Below are 19,724 nucleotides of genomic sequence, written 5' to 3' on the forward strand. Positions count from 1 at the left end.
TCGGGGCGGAACCGGTCAGCGGACCCCTCTGGCACGGGCGATCTCGATCACGGCGCGCTCCAGCGCGTACTCGGGGTCGCGGCCGGCGCCCTTGATGAGCGCGTCGGTCTCGGCGACCACCGCCATCGCCCGTGTGACGCCCGCGGCGCTCCATCCCCGGGCCTGCTGGCGCAGCGTGCGCAGCTTCCACGGCGGCACCTTGGCGCGCTTGGCGAGATCCGCCTCGGACATCCCGCGCGGGGGCTGCGCGGCCACGGCGATGCCGCGCACCGCGCCTGCCAGGGCGCTGTTGATCAGCACCGGGGCGGTGCCCACCGCCAGCGACCAGCGCAACTGCTCCAACGCCTCGGGCAGCCGGCCCTCGACCGCGCGGTCCGCGACGCTGAACCCGGAGGCCTCCGCCTTGCCGGAGTGGTAGCGGGCCACCGCCGCGCCGTCCACCCGGCCCTCGGTGTCGGCCACCAGCTGCGTGCACGCCGCGGCGATCTCCCTCAGGTCGGTGCCCACCGCGTCCACCAGGGCCTGGGCGGCGTCCGGGGTGATCTGGCGACCGGCGGCGGTGAACTCGCCCCTGACGAACGCCACCCTCTCGGGGCCCTTCGTCGGCCCCTTGCAGTCCACCCGTTCGGCGCCCGCCTTGACCGCGGCCTGCAGCAGTGCCTTGCCCTTGTTGCCGCCCGCGTGCGTGAGCACCAGGTGGACGTCGTCGGCCGGGTCCTTCAGGTAGTCGGTGACGGTCGCGGCCAGATCCTTGACGAGGTCCTGGGAGGAGCGCAGCACCACCACCCGCCGGTCGCCGAACAGGGAGGGGGAGGTGACCTCCACGACCGTGTTCACGGTCACCTGGGAGGGCGCCAGGTCGTGGACGTCCACGCCGGGGTCGTTCTCGCGGACCGCCGCGACGACGGCGGCGACGGCCCGGTCGACGAGGAGCTCCTCGTCGCCGACGATGATCGTGAGCGGGGCGGGTGCAGGCATACAACGAGGATGCCACGAGCCGGGGACGGTTCCCGCCCGGTTCCCGCCCGGTTCCCGCCCGGTTCCCGCGGCCGGTCGGCGGGGCGCCGGTGCGTTCCTCCGTCCTTCCCGTCTCCTCGGGTCACCACGTGCGGTGGGCCCGGTTCGGGACGGCTCGGAGCGGATATGTGGTCGGATGGCGACGGAAGGTACGCTTCGGTAACTGTGTGACCTCTGGGCACGTCTGTTACAGTGCACGACACATACCAGCACAGAGGGTGAGGTATGCGAATATTCGCCTTTTTGCCCCCCTCGACATATGGTCTCCGGGACTGTCCCGGCTCCCAGGGGAGACCTGAGACCGGAAATGGCAAGGCAGCGTTGAGGGATCCCGCAATCTCGATACTGTCGGACGCCCGTCGCGTCGGTTCCCCCCGCACCGGGGGCCACGCGCACGGGCGGCCCCCGGCGCCGGCGACGGACCGTCGCGGTGAGACCGGGGGCGGCGCGCGCGTCGACCGCTCCGGAGCACCACCCCCGTTCCGACGCCGGCGCTGAGGCGCCCCCGGCACACAGAGGCCCCCGCACCGCCGGATCCGTCCGAGCCCGGGGGCGCGCAACCCGCACAAGTGAGCACCGACCGGTCCGCGTTCGCCCGGAACCGTGGTCGGGCCGCAGCGGGGCATCCCAGAGGCCCGTGGGCCGCGCCGACCGCGCGGACCCCCTTCGTGGGCCACCGCCCTGCCGCGCCCCCGCCACCCGAACACCTGGAACCGCCCTTGCAACCCCGCCGTATCACCGAAGTCCCTCTGCCCAACGCCTCGGTCATCGAGGCGGTACGGGAGTCGTGCGCGTCCCTGCCCGCCGGCTCGACGCGGCTCTCCGAGAGCTTCTACGCGAACCTCTTCGTCATGGCGCCCGAGGTCCGCGCCATGTTCCCCGACGACATCCGGCCGCAGCAGAGACGCATGGCCGACGCCCTGGTGGAGGTCGTCCGCTATCTCGACGCGCCGGACCACGTGGCGCAGTTCCTCCGGGAACTGGGCGGCCGGCACTACCGGGAGCTCGGGGTCAGGCCCGAGCACTACCCCTTCGTGGGCCGCGCCCTCGTCCGCGCCGTCAGCGAGGTGTCACCGACCTGGTCGTCCTCCATGAGCTCGGCGTGGGTGCTGGTCTACGAGTGGATCACCGCCACCATGCTCGCGGGCGCGGAGGACGCCATCTCCAGGGAGGAGGGCGCCCGCCGCTCCCCCGGGGACGCCGCGTCCCGGGGCGACGACCGTCGTCCGCCCGGGGACCGGGACCGGTCCGGCGCGCGGTCCTCCGCGGGGGACCAGCGCCCCTCGGACGCCCGGCACGCCTACGACACACCGCGCCCGTCCGGCGCCCGGCACGCCTACGACACACCTGGTCCGTACGGCGTCTCCCAGCCGACCCGCTGACCGCGTCCGGCCGCCCGGGAACCCCCCATCCCCACCCCTGTCCCGTCCCCGTCCCCTCGAAAGTCCATTGTGATGAGTGAGACCGACCAGAGCCGAACGCCGGGTACCGAGGGCGAGCGCTACGTCCAGACGGTCACGGGCACGACCGAGCGGGCCGACCGCTTCTACCAGGACCAGATGCTGGACCGGCTCAACCCCCGGATGCGCGAGTTCATCGCCCGGCAGGAGATGCTGTTCATCGCCACCTCGGACAGCAAGGGCGAGTGCGACTCCAGCTTCCGGGCAGGGCCGCCCGGTTTCGTCCACGTCGTCGACGAGCAGACCCTGGTCTACCCCGAGTACCGGGGGAACGGGGTGTTCGCCAGCGCCGGGAACATCATGGAGAACCCGCACATCGGACTGATGTTCCTCGACTTCCAGCGCGAGAGGATCGGCCTGCACGTCAACGGCCGGGCCCGTCTCCTGGAGGACGAGAAGCTGCGGGGCCACGTCCGCGGGCTCCCCCACCCGGAGGTGCCGGGGCAGAAGGCGATGCTGTGGACCATGGTCCACATCGAGGAGGCCTACATCCACTGCCGCAAGCACATCCCCCACCTGCGCACCGTCGGCAGGGACGAGGTCTGGGGCACGGACGACGTCCAGCGCAAGGGCGGCGACTACTTCGCCGCCAAGCAGACCCCCTCGCCGTGGAGCACGCCCCGGGCCCCGGTCGCCGGCCGACACGCCTGAGCGGCCCACCGCAGCGGCGGGACGGGCGGGCGGACCGCGTCCGTGGCCCGGCCCCGCTCCCGGGCCGGGACGGCGGGACCCGGCGCCCGGGGCCGGGGCCCCGGGTCACGGCGATGCCCGAGCCGGACGCGCCGTCGCCCAGGACCGCCACGTCGCCGTCGCGGTCCGTGCGCAGGTTGACCTCCGCGACCCGTTCCAGGATGCCCCACGTGAACGGCGCCGGGTGCCCGTACGGGTTGTCCGCGCCCACCGAGGTCACCGACACCACCGGATCGGCCGCCTCCAGGAACGCCGGTTCCTGGGTCCCCGCACCGTGGTGCGGTGTGGCCAGGACGGTCACCGCGAGCAGCTCCGCGTCCGGCCCCGCCAGCAGCCGGCGCTGGGCCGCCTCCTCGACGTCGCCGGTCAGCAGAACGGAGGGCCCCGTGCCGTCCGCGCGCACCACCATCGAGGTGTCGTTGAGCGAACCGGCGAACGCCGGGTCGGGCCACAGCACCCGGAACAGCCACGGCCCGACCCGCAGGGCCCGTCCCGGCACCGCCTCCGCCAGTTCGACGCCGGACCCCCTCAGCAGCCGTCCGACGGGGGTGTCCCCGAACCCCGGCGGCGCCATGGCCGAGTGCACACTGCGGTGCCGCAGCACTCCGGGGGTCCCGTCCACGTGGTCGGCGTGGTCGTGGCTGAGGAGCAGCAGCGGGACCTCGCGCACGCCGAGGCGCCGCAGGCAGTCGTCCACCAGGTCCGGGTGCTCGCCGGTGTCGGCCACCACCGCGGAGCCGGAAGCCACGGACAGCACCAGCGCGGTGCCCTGCCCCACGTCGCACGCGACCAGCGCCCACCCCGGGGGCGGCCACCCGCCGGGCAGGCACCGCGCCGCCAGGGCGAGGAGCAGCGCGGCGGCCAGCGCCGCCGCGACCGCCCTCCGCACACGCCCGCGGGTCAGCACGACGGCCGCCAGGACGGCCGCCAGGAACAGCCCGCCCGCCAGGTCGGCCCGCCACGGCAGCGCCCCGTACGGGACGCGGGCACCGGCCCCGGCGACCGCCGCGATCCACGACACCCCCAGCGCGGGCAGGTGCACCGCCACGGAGGCCGCGCCCGGCCACACCGCGGCCAGGGCCGCCACCGCGGAACCCGCCACGGTGACCGCGGCGACCAGCGGCGCGGCCAGCACGTTCGCCGGGATCGCGACCCACGACAGCTCCCCCGAGAGCACCACCAGCACGGGGGCGACGGCGACGTGGGCGGCCACGGCCACGGCGAACGCCTCCGCCACCGGGGGCGGCATGTGCGCCGACCACGCCCGCGTCCAGACGGGCACCAGCAGCAGGATGCCCGCGGTGGCCAGGACGGAGAGGGCGAAGCCGTAGGAGGCCGCCAACCCGGGGGAGAAGAACAGGACCCCGACCACGGTGGCGCTCAGGGCGCCGAGCCCGGCGTGCGCACGCCCGGTCGCCAGCGCCAGCAGCCCCAGAGAACCCATGAAGGCGGCCCGCACCACGCTCGGCTCCGGGCGGCACACCAGCACGAAGAGCCAGATCATCACCGCGCCGCCGGCGACCGCGCACCAGGGCGGGGCCCGGAGCAGCCCGGCCGCCGCCAGGACGAAGCCGGTCAGGATCGCCAGGTTGGCGCCGGAGACGGTGAGGAGGTGCGTCATGCCGGTGGCCCGGAAGTCCTCCTCGGTATCGGGCAGGAGCAGGGAGGCGTCGCCGACGATCAGTGCCGGGAGCAGGCCGCGCTCCGGCTGGGGCAGGTCTGCCGAGGCCTCGCGCAGGCCCTCCCTCACCCGGCCGGCGAAGGCCTGGGCCCGCCCCGGGGCGGCGACCTCCTCCGGCGGCCCGCGCACCAGGACCAGGGCCGCGGTCAGGGGGTCGTCCTCCGCCTCCAGGAAGACGCCCCTCGCCCGGAAGGACTGGCCGGGCAGGAGGCCGCGCCACTCCGGGCCGGAGGCGAGGACCACCACCGGGGCCCGGGAGGCGCGGGGACCGTCCCCGAGCCGGACCCAGGCGGTACGGGAGCGCACCACCCACTCGGCCCGCCCCGGGCGGTGCGTGCCCGCCCGGGACACGGGATCGCCCGCCACCACCGCCCCGAACTCCACCGCCCGGCCGTGCAGGGCCGCCTCCGCCGCGGCGCTCCCGGCCACACGGTGCACGTGGACCCCGGCCACCGACGCCACGGTGGCCGCGCAGACCAGGGCCGCCGCCACGGTGAGCACGACGGTCTCCGACGGGGGCCGCGAGACGGCGAACAGCGCCAGCGCCGCACAGCCGGCGACGCCGCCGAACACCCACGCCGCCCACGCGGGAGCCGCGAGGGCGCCCAGGGCCGCGGTCCACGCCGCCACGGCGGGTGCGAGCAGCCGGAGGTCGGAGGGCCGGCCCAGGCCGTACGCGTCGCTTCCCAGCCACGTCACCATGCTCCCGGCTCCCCCGCTCCGGGGCCGGGCGCGCAGCGGCTGTCCGGCACGGCCCTCACCCCGCCGTCGCGTGGGGGGCGAGGTCGGCGAGCACCTTCTCGCCGATCCTGTCCACGTCGAGCAGTTCGTCGACGCTGGAGAACGGCCCGTTGGCCTCCCGGTGCTCGATGATGTTCCGCGCGATCACCGGCCCCACCCCGGGCAGGGTCTCCAACAGCGCGCCGTCGGCCCGGTTGACGTCGACGAGGGCCTCCGTGCCCGCCGCAGCCCCACCGCCCGCCGTTCCCGCCCCGGCGGCGACCGGAGGCTGGGGAACGCCCACGAGGACCTGTTCGCCGTCGACCAGGGCACGGGCCAGGTTGAGCAGGTCGAGGTCGGCGTCCGGCAGGGCGCCGCCCGCCTCCTCGACGGCGTCGGCGACGCGCGACCCGGCCGGCAGGGTGTACAGGCCCGGATCGGCCACCTCGCCGCCCACGTGCACGACCAGGTCGGCGTCCGTGCCGGCCTGTGCCGGCCCGTCCGGGGGAACGGCTCCTGAGGGCTCGCCCCCGCCCGCGTCCCCGCCTGCGGGGTCGCCCGCGGGGCCGCTCTCGGCGGGCGCGGAGGCGGCCTGGGCGACCATCTCCGGCGCCCGCACGGTCGCGGGCCGGTCGTGCAGCACCAGGACCGCGGTGACGGCCAGGGCCCCGACCGCGACCAGGGCGAGCACCGAGCGGCGGGACAGGGTCGCGTGGGGCGGCCAGCGCCGCGCCAGGCGCTCCAGGAACGCGCCCGGGGGCTCCGGGACGAACTCGGTGTACCCGGACGGGGGCCGTGACCCCCGCCGGTGCCGTCCGCGCTCCTCGTCCGGCTCCGACCACGGTCCCGCCGGGTCCAGGAGGCAGTCCGCCGGATCCGGTCCGGGTGCCCCGGCTCCGCGTTCCTCATGGTCGGCGGGGACGTCCCGGAGCGCGTCGCGCGACCGGCGGTCCGCCGGGGCCCCCGCCGGGCCGTCCGGTGTGCGCCGGAGGGGCCCGTCCGACGCGCGGGGCGCCGGTCCCCGGGACGTCCGTCCGGGCCCCGGGCCGTGCGAAGCGCTCCCGCCCTCCCGGCGCGTGCCCGCCCCGGGGGCCGGCTCCTCCCGGTACCGCTCGCGCACCACGGCCCTGCGGTGGGCGCCCGCCTCTTGGTCCGCCCCCTCCCCGAAGGGGACGGCAGCCCGGGGCCCGGGCCGGTCCGCGCCGTCGCCGCCCGGAGCGGGCCTGCCGCAGGCGGGCGGGACCGGCGGCGCCGGGGGCACGGCCACCGTGTCCTCGTGGTGCCTCTCCGGCCACACACGGGGGGCCGTATCCCGGCCCGGGGGAACCCGGCGCCCGGGCGGCGCCTCCCTCCCGGGGACCTGCGGACGGTACGGCACCTCCGAGCCGTCCCCGTCCACCGCGTAGGGGGCGCTCGGGACGGGCGGGCCGTCGGGTCGCGCGTCCCCGGCCGCGGGGGCGGCGTGCCGGGGAGCCCCCGGCCGACCGGGGGACGCCGGGAACGGGGACGCGTTCCGTGCCGGGGCGGTGAGGGCGTCCGCGGTGGGCCCGCGGTCGGTGCGGGCCCCGGGCGGGGCCGCACCGCCTCCCGGCCGCGCGGCGGGCGCCGGGGCCGGGAACCCGGACGGCAGGGGGTCGAGGGGAGGCCGGGGGATACGGGCCCGCAGCCTCCGGGCCGCGGGGGAGGAGTCCAGGGTGAGCGCCCGGAGCCGGGCCTGCTGGTCCGGCACGGAAGGGTGACGCCGGGGACGGCGCGGAGCGGTCATACGTCAACGGTAGGAAGCCGCGGACCCTCTGTCACCGCCCGGTTCCGCCCTGTGGACAACTCGCCGGGAGCTGCCGCCGCCGGGAACGACAAAACCGGCCCGGTGCGGACACCGGGCCGGTCAGCGCAGGTCGGCCCTTAGGCGGACTGAAGCTCGTGCAGGCGCTTGGCGATCGCGCTCTTGCGGTTCGCGGCCTGGTTCTTGTGGATGACGCCCTTGCTCTGGGCCTTGTCCAGCGCGCGCGCGGCGTCGCGCTGCGCGACGGTGGCCTTCTCGACGTCCCCGGCCTCGGAAGCCTCACGGAACTTGCGGACGGCGGTCTTCAGCGAGGAGCGCACCGCCTGGTTGCGGACACGGGCCTTCTCGTTCTGCCGAATGCGCTTCTTCTGCGACTTGATGTTCGCCATGCGAAAACGTGCTCCAGTTACTCTGATGATCGCGTCGGTCGAACAAGCGGCTCAACTCGCGGGCAGCCGTTCCGCGAGAGGCCAGGGTGGGCGCCGACGCCGGGTGTGTGAGTCCACGGGGCTCATATTGAAACGTGGAAGTCCGAGACACGGACTTCCAGTATGCAGCACACGGCCACCACTCGTGCACACCGGTCCCCGTGCGGGCGCCCCCCGGGTCCCGCGCGGGACGTACGGCTAGGACAGCAGCCATCCGGCGGTGTACGCGGCCACGTCCGCCTCACCCGTCTCGTCCCCGAGGTAGAACGCCACACCGAGCGTCCTTCCCTCCGGGGGCTCCGCCTGCGTGAGACCGAGCCTGATCCCGGCGAGCGCGGTCGCGGCCGACTCGTTCCCCACCCTCGGCCCCCACTCCCCGCCGCTGTGGGTCGGCAGGCCGAAGCGCACCGCGACGTCCTCGCGGGTGCTCAGGGCGGACAGGGACTCGGTCACCTGCCGCACCATGAAGCCCCCGTACATCGCCTCGGCGGGCATGTCCGCGCCTACGCCCGGGAGCACGACCTCGTCGGCGTGCTCGGCCATCCGGTCCAGGTAGCCCTTGGACCAGTACTTCTCCCCGCCGTCCGCGACGAACGAGGGGACCCGGCCGCCGGGCATCAGCTCCACGTGGTGCGCCTGCAGCGAGAGCACGGGGTCCTCGCCCAGCTCCCCGCGCACCAGCTCCATCAGCGCGGGCATGGACGGGTCGTTCACGGTCACCGGCCGGATGTCCAGGTGGACGCCGGCGAACCCGTCCGAGGCCACCTCGGCGACGGCCGGGGCCAGGGCCTCACGCGCCTCCTCCCCGAACCGGTCGCGGATCAGCGACGAGCCGTCCGCCCCGTGCCGGAGCCACGCCAGCGGCCGCACGTCCGGGTACTCCGAGCCGAGCCACGACAGCAGGGCCGCGGTGTCCTCCACCCGTTCCACGGAGCCCTCGGCGTCGATGTCGCCCGCGTACACGTACACCGTGTCCACCCCGCCGGTGTCGAGCACCCGCGCCAGGTTCCCGGTGTCCTCCCACGAGCCCACCCACGCGGCGTCGGCCCCCTGGGACACCGCCCACGGGGCCGGCTCGCCCGAGTACTGGTAGGCCAGCAGCGCGCCCGCGCCGACCAGGACCACCGCGATCGCGGCCAGCCCGGCGAACACCCGTGTCAACAGCCACTTCACCCGATCGCTCCTCGCACGCTCCGGCCGGGCCCGGGACCCGTGCGTGAACGGCGCGTTCCCGGCGCCGGGTCACATAATCTGGACACGAACCCCGCACCCGAACCCCATACTGCCGCACGGACGGCGGTCGTCACCGGGGAGGGCGACCCCGTCGCCATGGGATGATTGACGATGCCGTGGACCCACGCCGCGGCGGGGCGGTGACGCCGCAGGCGCACACGCGACCCGGACCCCAACCTGTGAACGGAGCACGGTGGCACAGCCGAACTGGACCGATCCCGCGCTGATCCGCAACTTCTGCATCATCGCGCACATCGACCATGGCAAGTCGACGCTGGCCGACCGGATGCTCCAGATCACCGGGGTCGTCGAGGACCGCCAGATGCGAGCCCAGTACCTGGACCGCATGGACATCGAGCGCGAGCGCGGCATCACCATCAAGTCGCAGGCCGTGCGCATCCCGTTCACGGCGCTCGACGACAAGACGTACACGCTGGACCTCATCGACACCCCCGGGCACGTCGACTTCACCTACGAGGTCTCGCGCTCGCTCGCCGCCTGCGAGGGCGCGGTCCTGCTGGTGGACGCCGCCCAGGGCATCGAGGCGCAGACCCTCGCCAACCTGTACATGGCGCTGGAGAACGACCTCACCGTCATCCCCGTGCTCAACAAGATCGACCTCCCGGCCGCCCAGCCGGAGAAGTACGCGGAGGAGATCGCCGGCATCATCGGCTGCGACCCCTCCGACGTGCTCAGGGTCAGCGCCAAGACGGGGCAGGGCGTCGAGGAGCTCCTCAACGAGATCGTCAACCAGATCCCCGCGCCCGTCGGCGACGCCGACGCGCCCGCCCGCGCGATGATCTTCGACTCGGTCTACGACACCTACCGGGGCGTCGTCACCTACGTCCGCGTGATCGACGGCAAGCTCAGCCCGCGCGAGCGCATCCAGATGATGTCGACCCGGGCCTCGCACGAGATCCTGGAGATCGGCGTCAGCTCGCCCGAGCCCACCAAGGCCGGGGGACTGGGCGTGGGCGAGGTGGGATACATCATCACCGGTGTCAAGGACGTGCGCCAGTCCAAGGTCGGCGACACCATCACCGCCCTGAACAGGCCGGCGACCGAGATGCTCGGCGGGTACCAGGAACCCAAGCCCATGGTGTTCTCGGGCCTGTACCCGATCGAGGGCACCGACTACCCGGTGCTGCGCGACGCCCTGGAGAAGCTCCAGCTCAACGACGCCGCCCTGGTGTTCGAGCCGGAGACCTCCGCGGCCCTGGGCTTCGGCTTCCGCTGCGGTTTCCTCGGCCTGCTGCACCTGGAGATCACCCGGGCCCGCCTGGAGCGCGAGTTCAACCTCGACCTCATCTCCACGGCGCCCAACGTGATCTACCGGGTGGACATGGAGGACGGCACCGAGCACGTCGTGACCAACCCCAGCGAGTTCCCGTCCGGCAAGATCGCCGCGATCTACGAGCCGATGGTCAAGGCGACGGTGCTCAGCCCCTCCGACCACATCGGCCAGATCATGGAGCTGTGCCAGGAGCGGCGCGGCGACCTCCAGGGCATGGACTACCTGTCCGAGGACCGCGTGGAGATGCGCTACACGCTGCCCATGGCCGAGATCGTCTTCGACTTCTTCGACCACCTCAAGTCGCGGACCAAGGGCTACGCGTCCCTGGACTACGAGCCCACCGGCGAGCAGCAGGCCGACCTGGTCAAGGTCGACATCCTGCTCCAGGGCGAGGCCGTCGACGCGTTCTCCGCGATCGTGCACAAGGACAAGGCCTACACGTACGGCGTGGACATGACCAAGAAGCTGCGCGAGCTGATCCCGAGGCAGCAGTTCGAGGTCCCCATCCAGGCGGCCATCGGCGCCCGGGTCATCGCGCGCGAGAACATCCGCGCCATCCGCAAGGACGTGCTCGCCAAGTGCTACGGCGGCGACATCAGCCGTAAGCGCAAGCTGCTGGAGAAGCAGAAGGAGGGCAAGAAGCGGATGAAGATGGTCGGCCGGGTCGAGGTGCCCCAGGAGGCCTTCATCTCCGCCCTGTCCACCGACGGCGGCGGTGGCGAGGACAAGAAGAAGAAGTAGTCCCCCGGGCCGGAGGACGACGGAGGAGGGGCGCCCCCGCGGGGGCGCCCCTCCTCCGTCGTCCGCGTACGCCCGGTCCCGGGGCACGGGAGCGGGGGCGGGGCGCCCGCTCTTCGGACGCCCCGCCCCCGGGACGGGCGGCGGGCCGGGACGCAGGTCCTCAGCCCTTGACGGCCCCCGAGGTCAGCCCCTCGGTGATGTAGCGCTGGAGGAACCAGAACACCGCGAGGGTGGGCAGGGACAGCATGATGGCGCCGACCGCGAACATCCCGAAGTTCGCGTTCCGCTGGGAGGACACCAGCTGGTAGAGCCCGAGTCCCAGGGTCTTGGCGTCGGTGTCGCGCAGGAACACGCTCGCCATCAGGAACTCGTTGATGGTGGAGATGAACACCAGCAGGCCCACGATCGCCAGCACGGGCGTGACCAGCGGCAGCATGATCCGGAAGAACACCTGGGCGTGCGAGGCCCCGTCGATCTGCGCGGACTCGTCCAGCTCCTTCGGCACGGTGTCGAAGAAGCCCTTCATCAGCCACGTGTTGATGCTGAGCGCGCCGCCCAGGTACACCAGCAGCAGCCCCCACCGGGTGTCGAAACCGATCCCCGGGTAGTACTCGCCCAGCGTGGTGAACATCAGGTAGATCGCCACGATCGCCAGGAACTGCGGGAACATCTGGATGACCAGGAGGCCGACCAGCCCCACCCTGCGCCCCCTGAACCGCATGCGGCTGAAGGCGTACGCGGCGAGCGCGGACAGCATCACCGTCGCGGCCGCGTTGGTGACCGCGAAGAACAGCGAGTTCGCGTACCAGGTGGTGAACGGCGTGTTCGTGAAGAGGTCCCGGGCATTGGCCAGACTGGCCCCGGTCGGCCACAGCTGCGCACTGGACAGGGTGCCCAGCGGGTTGAGGGCGGCCGAGACGACGAACAGGACCGGGAAGACCGCGAAGGCCACGACCGCCAGCATCACCAGGTGGCGCCAGCCGAGCCGGACGGCCCACAGGGAGAACCGGGTTCCCGCGCTGCGCCGGTAGGGCGTGCGCGCGGTACCGGTGGCGTGCACCGCCATCAGTCCACCTCCTCGAGGGCCTTGCTCCGGCTGAGGCTGATCACGGACATCCCGGCCACGATCAGGAAGATCATCACCGACAGCGCGGCCGCGTACCCGTACTCCGCGGTGGCCTCGTTGAAGGCGAGGCGGTAGGTGTAGGTGATGAGCAGGTCCGTGGCGCCGGCCGTCGGGTTGTCCGGGGAGAACGGGCCGCCCCGGCTGATCAGCCACACGGCGTTGAAGTTGTTGAAGTTGAACGCGAACGTCGCGATCAGGATCGGTGTCATCGCGACCATCAGCAGGGGCAGGGTGACGTTGCGGAACGCCTGCCAGGGGCCCGCTCCGTCGATCTGCGCCGCCTGCCCGAGTTCGCGGGGGATGGCCTGGAGCGCTCCGGTGGCCACCAGGAACATGTACGGGTAGCCCAGCCACACGTTGGCGAGGATCACCGCGGCCCGGGCGCTCCACCGGTCTCCCAGCCAGTCGACCTGCAGCCCCAGCATCCTGTTGAACAGCCCGAAGTCGGTGTTGAACATGTCCCGCCACAGCAGGAACATCGCCAGGGAGCTCATCGCGTACGGCAGGACCACCAGGATCCGGTACACGACCTTGCCGCGCAGTTTGGGGACGTGCAGGGTGAGGGCGACCGCCAGGCCCACCACGAACACCAGGAAGGTGACCGAGACGGCGAAGGCGATGTTCCACACCAGGATGCCGAAGAACGAGGACGCGAAGGTGGGGTTGAACAGGAACCGGGCGAAGTTGTCGAAGCCGACGCCGACCTGCCAGCCCTGCGCCAGGCGCTGCCCCTCCTCGTCGTAGAACGCGCCGCGCTCGTCGTCGGCGTGGTAGACCGCGCCGGTCTCGGAGTCGGTGACGCAGTCGCACCCCTCGTCGTAGACGCGGGTGGCCGTGCCCTCGAACGCGCTCGACAGGCCGCTGGAGCGGATGCCGGAGCCGTTGCCGGAGGGCACCGCGAACTCCGACAGCTCCTCGCTGCGGGCGTTGACCTCGGCGGGGGTCAGGATCGAGTACCCGAAGGCCTCGGTGACCTTGCCCGACGGCTCGACGGTCGCCCCGGTGAGCTCCGTGAGCCCCTCCGCGTCGCCGGCGTAGGCGGAGCCCTCGCCGTCGACCAGGAGGAAGACCAGGTCACCGGTCTCGGGGGAGCCGGTGACCGCCACGGTGAGCGTGTACTCCTGAGCGCCGTCGGGGCTGCTCACGGAGTACGCCTCGATGGCGGCGATCGCCTGCTGCTTGTCGCCGCGGTGGCCGTCGCTGAGGTTCGTGACGGACGTGCTCATCGTGTAGAGCACGGGCAGGATCTGGAAGGCGAGCAGGAACAGCACGCCCGGGACCAGGTACTTGACCGGGACGGCGCGCTTGGACAGGTAGACCGCGTAGACGAGTGCGACGACGCCGGCGACCAGGGCGATGCCCAGCCAGTTGCCCGCCACGTAGAGGGGGAGGGCCGCCCACACGCCGAGGGCGGTGAACAGGCCGAGGAGGGAGATCTTGACGAGCTGCCCGCCGAGCGAGCCGTTGCCGGCGAACCGGCCTCCGGGCAGGCCCTTGCGGGCGGGCGCCCCCTTGCCGGGGGCGCCCGCGGTGTCGGTTTTCCTGGACGCCACCGCTACTCGCCGATCTGGCCGGCGATCGTCTCGTGGGCGGCCTCCATGGCCTCACGGACGTCGGCCCCGCCGATGATGGCGGCCTGGGCGATGCCCAGCGGTTCCCAGGTCTCGCCCATCTCGGGGATGGAGGGCATCGGCATGCCCTCGGCGCCCGCCTCGGCGATCGCCGCGATGTTGGGGTCGTCGGCGGAGACCGTCTCGAGGGCGTCCAGCTGGACCGGGGTGCGCGGGTCGGCCTCGTAGAGGCTGAGGATGAAGTCGGTGTCCGTGACGTAGTTGGTCACGAACTCCTGGGCGAGGGCGCTGTTGGAGCTGCCCTCGGTGACGAAGAACGCCTGGTAGCCGATGTAGGGGGTGGCGGGACCCTCGCCCTCGAAACCGGGGATGGGGCTGATCGCGTAGTCGACCCCGGCCGCTTCGGCGTCGGCGATGTTCCACGGGCCGGCGACGAAGAAGGGGGCGTCGCCCTCGTAGAACAGCACGGCGTCGTTCTCCAGGTCGATGGAGCGCCGCAGCACCCCCTCGCCCCCCTCGCCGTACTCGGCGATCCGCTCCATGGCGGCGATGGACTCGTCCGAGCCCACGCCGAGGTCGGTCGGGTCCCAGTTGCCCTCGTCGTCCTGGCCGAAGAGGTAGCCGCCCGCGGAGCCGAACAGGGCGTTCATCCGGAAGGGGTCGCCCTCCTGGGTGACGGCCATGGAGAGGACCTCGCTGGTGTCACCGGCGTCCTTGAGCCCGGTCCCGACCTCGACCATCTCCTCGAAGGTCTCGGGGGCGTCGGGAACGAGTTCGGTGTTGCGCATCAGGAAGATGTTCTCCTGCGAGTACGGCACACCGAAGAGCTGTCCGTCGTAGTTGAGCGCCCGGACCGAGGTCTCGTCCAGGCCCGCGGCGCTGTCGCCGGTCAGCTCGATGGGCTGGACGGCGCCGTTGCGCACCAGGTTGCCCGTCCAGTCATGGGCGCCGATGAAGACGTCGGGCGCGTTCCCGGCCTGGTGGGCGTTGAGCAGGTCGCCCTGGATGTCGCCGAAGGTCAGGCTCTGGACGTCGACCTCGATGCCGTTGGCCTCGGCGAACTCCGCGGCGGCCCCCTGGATGGCGTCGGCGCGCTCGGGGTCGGACCAGATGACGAGGGCGCCCTCGGCCGACGCGTCGTCGCCCCCGCCCTCACCGCCGCCACCGCACGCGGTCGCCATCAGGGCGATCGCGGCGATGCCTGTCACCACTGGTGCGCTGCGGAATCTCATGGTGTGTTCCTTCCGGGAGGCCGTGCTGAGGAGGTCGCGCATGCGGTTCGCCGGTGGCCCCGGGTCCGTCGCGGGCATGCGTGGTGATGTGACGTTAGCAATAACTTGCAAGCTTTGAAAGGCTTTGCAGACCTGCTGCATAAAGATGTGGAAACACCGCGGAAACGGACGTGTGATCGCCTGCCGGGGGTAGTCGCGCGGTGACCGCCTGATGATGATATCTGTGATGAACGCTCATTTAGTCACACCATTGGGTGCGATGCGGCCGTGAGCCGTGTCGGCGGGCGGTCGGCGGCCCCGGGGCGCGGGGAACGCTCCGCGGGCTCCGTCGGGGCGGAAGCCGCTTCAGGAGGGGCGCGGTCGGCGGGTGCGGGGCCGCCGACGGGGCGCCCGCGTGCGGGGGAGGGGTACGGGGGCGCGGCGGGGGCCGCGGGCGGGGAAGGGCGGCGCCGGTGCCCGGCGCCGCCCGCACGGCGTCAGCCGCGCAGCCAGACCGCCGTCTCGGCCGGCAGGGCCAGGGAGCCGTCGGCCGGTGCGGCCACCGGACCGCTGGACACGAGCACCTCGCCGGACGCCGCGATCTCCGCGGTCTCCCCGCCGAGGTTCACCGCGACGCGCACGCCCGGCTCGCGCTCGAAGTACAGCACGCCCTCGGGGGCATCCAGCCAGGTCATCGCGCCGTCGCCCAGGGCGTCCAGCTCACGGCGCAGCCCGAGCGCCCTGGTGTACAGCTCCAGGGTCGAGCCCTCCACACCCCGCTGGGACGCGCGCGACAGGGCGCCCCAGCCCTCGGGGACGGGCAGCCACGGGGTGCTCCCCTCCGGGCCGAACCCGAACGGCGCGCTCCCGTCCTCCCAGGGCAGCGGCACCCGGCAGCCGTCCCGGCCGCGCTCGGTACGGCCCGAACGCTCCCAGGTCGGGTCCTGGAGCGAGTCGTCCGGCAGGTCGGTGACCTCCGGCAGGCCCAGCTCCTCGCCCTGGTACAGGTAGACCGAGCCGGGCAGGGCCAGCATGAGCAGCGTCGCGGCGCGCGCCCGGCGCAGCCCCTGCTCTCCGCCGCCGAACCGCGTCACGTGGCGGGTCACGTCGTGGTTGGACAGCACCCAGGTGGTGGTCGCGCCCACCGCGCCGTTGGCGGCCAGCGAACCGTCGATGACCTCCCGCAGGCGGGACGGGTCCCAGGGGGCGGTCAGGTACTCGAAGTTGAACGCCTGGTGCAGCTCGTCCGGGCGCAGGTACCGGGCCACCCGGTTCGCGTCCTCGACCCAGGCCTCGGCCACCAGCGCGCGCTCGCCCGGGTAGGAGGCGGCGATCGCCGACCAGCGCCGGTAGATGTCGTGCACGCCGTCCTGGTCGAAGTACGGCAGCGTGGTGCTGCCGTCGAGCAGGTCGGCCTTGGCGCCCTCGGCGATGTCGGGCAGGCCCGGGTCCTTGACCATGCCGTGCGCGACGTCGATGCGGAACCCGTCCACACCCCGGTCGAGCCAGAAGCGGAGCACGTCGTCGAACTCGTCGTGCACCTCCTGGTGGGTCCAGTCGAAGTCGGGCTGCTCCGGGTCGAACAGGTGCAGGTACCACTGCTCGGGGGTGCCGTCGGGGCGCTTGAGGCGCGTCCAGGCGGGGCCGCCGAAGATCGACTTCCAGTTGTTCGGGGGCTGCTCCCCGTCGGGGCCCCTGCCGTCCCGGAAGACGTACCGGGACCGTGCCGGGTCTCCCGGCTCGGCGGCGACGGCCTCGCGGAACCACGCGTGGGCGGAGGAGGAGTGGTTGGGCACCACGTCGATGATCAGGCGGATGCCCAGGTCGTGGGCTGCGCCGAGGAGGGCGTCGAAGTCCTCCAGCGTGCCGAAGCGGGGGTCGACGTCGCGGTAGTCGGCGACGTCGTAGCCCCCGTCGGCGAGGGGGGAGACGTAGAACGGGGTCAGCCAGATCGCGTCCACGCCGAGCTCCGCCAGGTGGGGGAGGCGCTCCCGGATACCGGTGAGGTCGCCCTCCCCGTCACCGTTGGAGTCGGCGAAGCTGCGCACGTAGATCTGGTAGATGGCCGCTTCACGCCACCAGCGAGACTGAGGCTCCATCTTCGAGGGTCCTTCCCTGTGGCGACTGCAAGTTCTTGCGCAAGATTACCCCGAACTTTCGGCCATGTGACGGCGATCTCGACTAGAGTTACGCCCATGGGTCCACGACTTGCCGACATCGCGCGGCACGCAGGCGTCAGCGAGGCCACCGTCTCGCGGGTGCTCAATGACAAGCCGGGGGTCGGCGCCGAAACCCGCAAGGCCGTCCTGACCGCCCTCGACGTCCTCGGCTACGAGCGTCCCGCCCGGCTGCGGCAGCGCTCGGCCGGGCTGGTCGGCATGGTCATCCCCGAACTGGAGAACCCGGTCTTCCCGATGTTCGCCCAGGCGGCCGAGGGAGCTCTGGCCCAGCGCGGGTACACGCCGGTGCTGTGCACCCAGACCCCGGGCGGAATAACCGAGGACGAGTACGTGGAGCTGCTCCTGGAGCGCAACGTCTCCGGCATCCTCTTCGTCTCCGGCAAGCACGCCGACACCACCGCACCGCACGAGCGGTACCACGCCCTGGTCTCACGAAGACTTCCGATCGTCCTGGTCAACGGGTTCGCCGAGGCCATCCCCTCGGCGTTCGTCTCCGCGGACGACCGGGAGGCCGGAAGGCTCGCGGTCGACCACCTCGTGGCCCTGGGCCACACCCGCATCGGCTTCACCAGCGGCCCCGAGCGCTACGTCCCGGTCCGCCGCAAGCTGGAGGGCTACCACCAGGCCCTCGCCAGGCACGGCCTCGACGGGAACGACCTCGTGGAGCTGTCCCTGTTCGGCGTCGAGGGCGGCCACGCGGCCGCCGTGCGCCTGATCGAGCGCGGCGTCACCGCCATGGTCTGCGGATCCGACATGATGGCGCTCGGCGCCATCCGGGCCGCCCGCCAGCGGGGCCTGCGCGTCCCCCAGGACTTCTCCGTCGTCGGGTACGACGACTCCCAGCTCATCGCCTTCACCGACCCCCCGCTGACGACCGTCCGCCAGCCGGTCAACGCGATGGCGCTGGCCGCGGCGCGCGCCCTGTGCGACGAGATCGCCGGGCACCCCGTCTCCCACACGGAGTTCATGTTCGACCCGGAGCTGGTCGTGCGCGGCTCCACCGCCATCGCCCCCGACCGGCGGAGCGCGTCCGGGCGGGTGGACCCTCCCCGCGGCCCCCTCCCGCAGCGGGCCGCCTCCCCGGCCCCCGCCCACGCCAACCCCTGACCCGGCCGGGCCGGACCCTGCACCGCCCCCGCCGGGGACGACGGCGCCCGCGGTCCCCGGACGCGGCAGGACCCCTGCCGCGCTTGCGTTGCCCCCGCCCACGCCAACCCCTGACCCGGCCGGGCCGGAGGAGGCCCCGGCGCCGGTCCCTGTGTCCCATCTCTCCGTGCCCCGCGCCCCGGCCGGGGCGCGTCCCGGCGACGGTCCGGCCGGGGCACGCCGCAGTGTCGGTGACACTGGAGGCATGCCTTCCGTTGCCCTCGACGGCGACCCCGTACCGCGTACCGGGGAACTGCCCGAAGCCTCCCTCGCCGAACTCGGCGGGCAGCCGCTCGGGTTCTACGTCCACGTGCCCTTCTGCGTCACACGCTGCGGCTACTGCGACTTCAACACCTACACCGCAGAGGAGCTCGTCTCCCGGGACGGGACCGCCACGGCCTCGCGCGCCACGTACGCCGACCAGGCCGTCGCCGAGGTCGCGCTGGCCGACCGGGTCCTGTCCGGCGCGAGGCCCCCGGTCAGCACCGTGTTCGTCGGCGGCGGCACGCCGACCCTGCTGTCCGCCGAGGACCTGGGCCGGATCGTCGCCGCGGTCCGCGACCGGTTCGGGTTCACCCCCGGGACCGAGGTCACCACCGAGGCCAACCCCGAGACCGTCACGCCCGAGTACCTGGTCCGGCTGCGCGAGGCCGGGTTCACCCGGATCTCCTTCGGCATGCAGAGCGCCCGCCCGCACGTGCTGAAGGTCCTGGAGCGCGGCCACACCCCCGGACGCCCCGAGCAGTGCGTGGGATGGGCCCGCGAGGCCGGGTTCGACCACGTCAACCTCGACCTGATCTACGGCACGCCGGGCGAGACGGACGACGACTGGCGGGCCTCCCTCGACGCCGCGGTCTCCGCCGGCCCCGACCACGTCTCCGCCTACTCGCTGATCGTCGAGGAGGGCACCCGGCTCGCCGCCCGGGTGCGCAGGGGCGAGCTCACCGAGCCCGACGACGACACGATGGCCGACCGCTACCTGATGGCCGACGACGTCCTCGCCGGGGCCGGGTTCACGGCCTACGAGGTGTCCAACTGGGCGCGCACGCCCGAGGGGCGCAGCGCCCACAACCTCCTCTACTGGACCGGCGGTCACTGGTGGGGCGTGGGGCCCGGCGCGCACAGCCACGTCGGCGGCACCCGCTGGTGGAACGTCAAGCACCCCGCCGCCTACGCCGCCCGCCTGAACTCGGGCGACAGCCCGGGCCAGGCCCGCGAGGTGCTCACACGGGAGGAGCGGCGCTTCGAGCGGATCCTGCTCGAACTGCGCGTGGAGCAGGGGTGTCCGCTGGACCTGCTGGAGCCGCACGGGCGCGCCGCGGCCGAGCGCGCCGTCGCCGAGGGCCTGCTGGAGGCCGGCGCCCACGGCGCGGGCCGCGCCGTCCTGACCCGCCGGGGGCGCCTGCTCGCGGACGCCGTGGTGCGCGACCTCACCTGAGGGCC

The 19,724-nt window shown here is 73.4% G+C and carries 13 protein-coding genes and 1 pseudogene; 5 read left to right on the top strand and 9 right to left on the bottom strand.

What is annotated here, in order from left to right:
- Positions 1–15: 15 nt before the first annotated feature.
- Entirely contained in the window at positions 16–978 is a 963-nt protein-coding gene (gene holA / locus ACFQBR_RS01030) for a DNA polymerase III subunit delta (protein ID WP_267946001.1), read from the bottom strand.
- A gap of 758 nt (positions 979–1,736) precedes the next feature.
- Here holA and ACFQBR_RS01035 point away from each other — a divergent pair.
- Positions 1,737–2,399, top strand: a complete 663-nt coding sequence (locus ACFQBR_RS01035) for a globin domain-containing protein (RefSeq protein ID WP_344180868.1) — start codon at positions 1,737–1,739, stop codon at positions 2,397–2,399.
- A gap of 72 nt (positions 2,400–2,471) precedes the next feature.
- On the top strand, positions 2,472–3,128 hold the full coding sequence (locus tag ACFQBR_RS01040) for a pyridoxamine 5'-phosphate oxidase family protein (protein ID WP_267945999.1): 657 nt from the start codon (positions 2,472–2,474) through the stop codon (positions 3,126–3,128).
- Between the two features lie 82 nt (positions 3,129–3,210).
- On the opposite strand, the pseudogene ACFQBR_RS01045 reads toward ACFQBR_RS01040, so the two are convergent.
- The 4 genes and pseudogenes from ACFQBR_RS01045 to ACFQBR_RS01060 all read right to left on the bottom strand — a co-directional run.
- Positions 3,211–5,550 (bottom strand): annotated as a pseudogene (locus ACFQBR_RS01045) (ComEC/Rec2 family competence protein); the annotation flags it as partial.
- A 55-nt stretch (positions 5,551–5,605) separates the two neighbouring features.
- Positions 5,606–6,865: a helix-hairpin-helix domain-containing protein gene (locus tag ACFQBR_RS01050; RefSeq protein WP_344180865.1), complete on the bottom strand. Its 1,260-nt coding sequence runs from the start codon at positions 6,863–6,865 to the stop codon at positions 5,606–5,608.
- 605 nt (positions 6,866–7,470) lie between these two features.
- Positions 7,471–7,740, bottom strand: a complete 270-nt coding sequence (gene rpsT / locus ACFQBR_RS01055) for a 30S ribosomal protein S20 (RefSeq protein WP_267945997.1) — start codon at positions 7,738–7,740, stop codon at positions 7,471–7,473.
- Positions 7,741–7,977: 237 nt separating this feature from the next.
- Complete coding sequence (locus ACFQBR_RS01060) at positions 7,978–8,952, bottom strand: hypothetical protein (RefSeq protein WP_267945996.1); 975 nt, start codon at positions 8,950–8,952, stop codon at positions 7,978–7,980.
- 253 nt (positions 8,953–9,205) lie between these two features.
- Between ACFQBR_RS01060 and lepA the strand changes: the two genes are divergently transcribed.
- On the top strand, positions 9,206–11,047 hold the full coding sequence (gene lepA / locus ACFQBR_RS01065; RefSeq protein ID WP_267945995.1) for a translation elongation factor 4: 1,842 nt from the start codon (positions 9,206–9,208) through the stop codon (positions 11,045–11,047).
- A gap of 160 nt (positions 11,048–11,207) precedes the next feature.
- On the opposite strand, the gene ACFQBR_RS01070 is transcribed toward lepA, so the two are convergent.
- The 4 genes from ACFQBR_RS01070 to ACFQBR_RS01085 form a co-directional block, all read right to left on the bottom strand.
- Positions 11,208–12,113 (bottom strand): sugar ABC transporter permease, encoded by a 906-nt coding sequence (locus ACFQBR_RS01070; RefSeq protein ID WP_267945994.1) that lies wholly within the window; start codon positions 12,111–12,113, stop codon positions 11,208–11,210.
- Positions 12,113–13,726, bottom strand: coding sequence for an ABC transporter permease subunit (locus ACFQBR_RS01075; protein WP_344180862.1), 1,614 nt, complete (start codon positions 13,724–13,726; stop codon positions 12,113–12,115). Before ACFQBR_RS01075 ends, ACFQBR_RS01070 begins: the two co-directional genes overlap by 1 nt.
- A gap of 2 nt (positions 13,727–13,728) precedes the next feature.
- Positions 13,729–14,976 carry a sugar ABC transporter substrate-binding protein gene (locus ACFQBR_RS01080; protein ID WP_344180860.1) on the bottom strand — a complete coding sequence of 416 codons (1,248 nt, stop codon included), beginning with the start codon at positions 14,974–14,976 and terminating at the stop codon, positions 13,729–13,731.
- Between the two features lie 476 nt (positions 14,977–15,452).
- The gene (locus ACFQBR_RS01085) at positions 15,453–17,054 is read right to left on the bottom strand and encodes a glycoside hydrolase family 13 protein (RefSeq protein ID WP_344180858.1); all 1,602 of its coding nucleotides are present in this window, start codon (positions 17,052–17,054) and stop codon (positions 15,453–15,455) included.
- A 96-nt stretch (positions 17,055–17,150) separates the two neighbouring features.
- On the opposite strand from ACFQBR_RS01085, the gene ACFQBR_RS01090 reads away from it, so the two are divergent.
- Together ACFQBR_RS01090 and hemW are read left to right on the top strand one after the other, a co-directional pair.
- A complete protein-coding gene (locus ACFQBR_RS01090) occupies positions 17,151–18,242 on the top strand; it encodes a LacI family DNA-binding transcriptional regulator (protein ID WP_330160037.1) in 1,092 nt (363 codons plus the stop codon).
- Between the two features lie 244 nt (positions 18,243–18,486).
- A complete protein-coding gene (gene hemW / locus ACFQBR_RS01095; protein ID WP_344180856.1) occupies positions 18,487–19,719 on the top strand; it encodes a radical SAM family heme chaperone HemW in 1,233 nt (410 codons plus the stop codon).
- Positions 19,720–19,724 lie beyond the last annotated feature (5 nt).

Source organism: Nocardiopsis tropica, assembly GCF_042660575.1.
Lineage (GTDB): Bacteria > Actinomycetota > Actinomycetes > Streptosporangiales > Streptosporangiaceae > Nocardiopsis > Nocardiopsis tropica.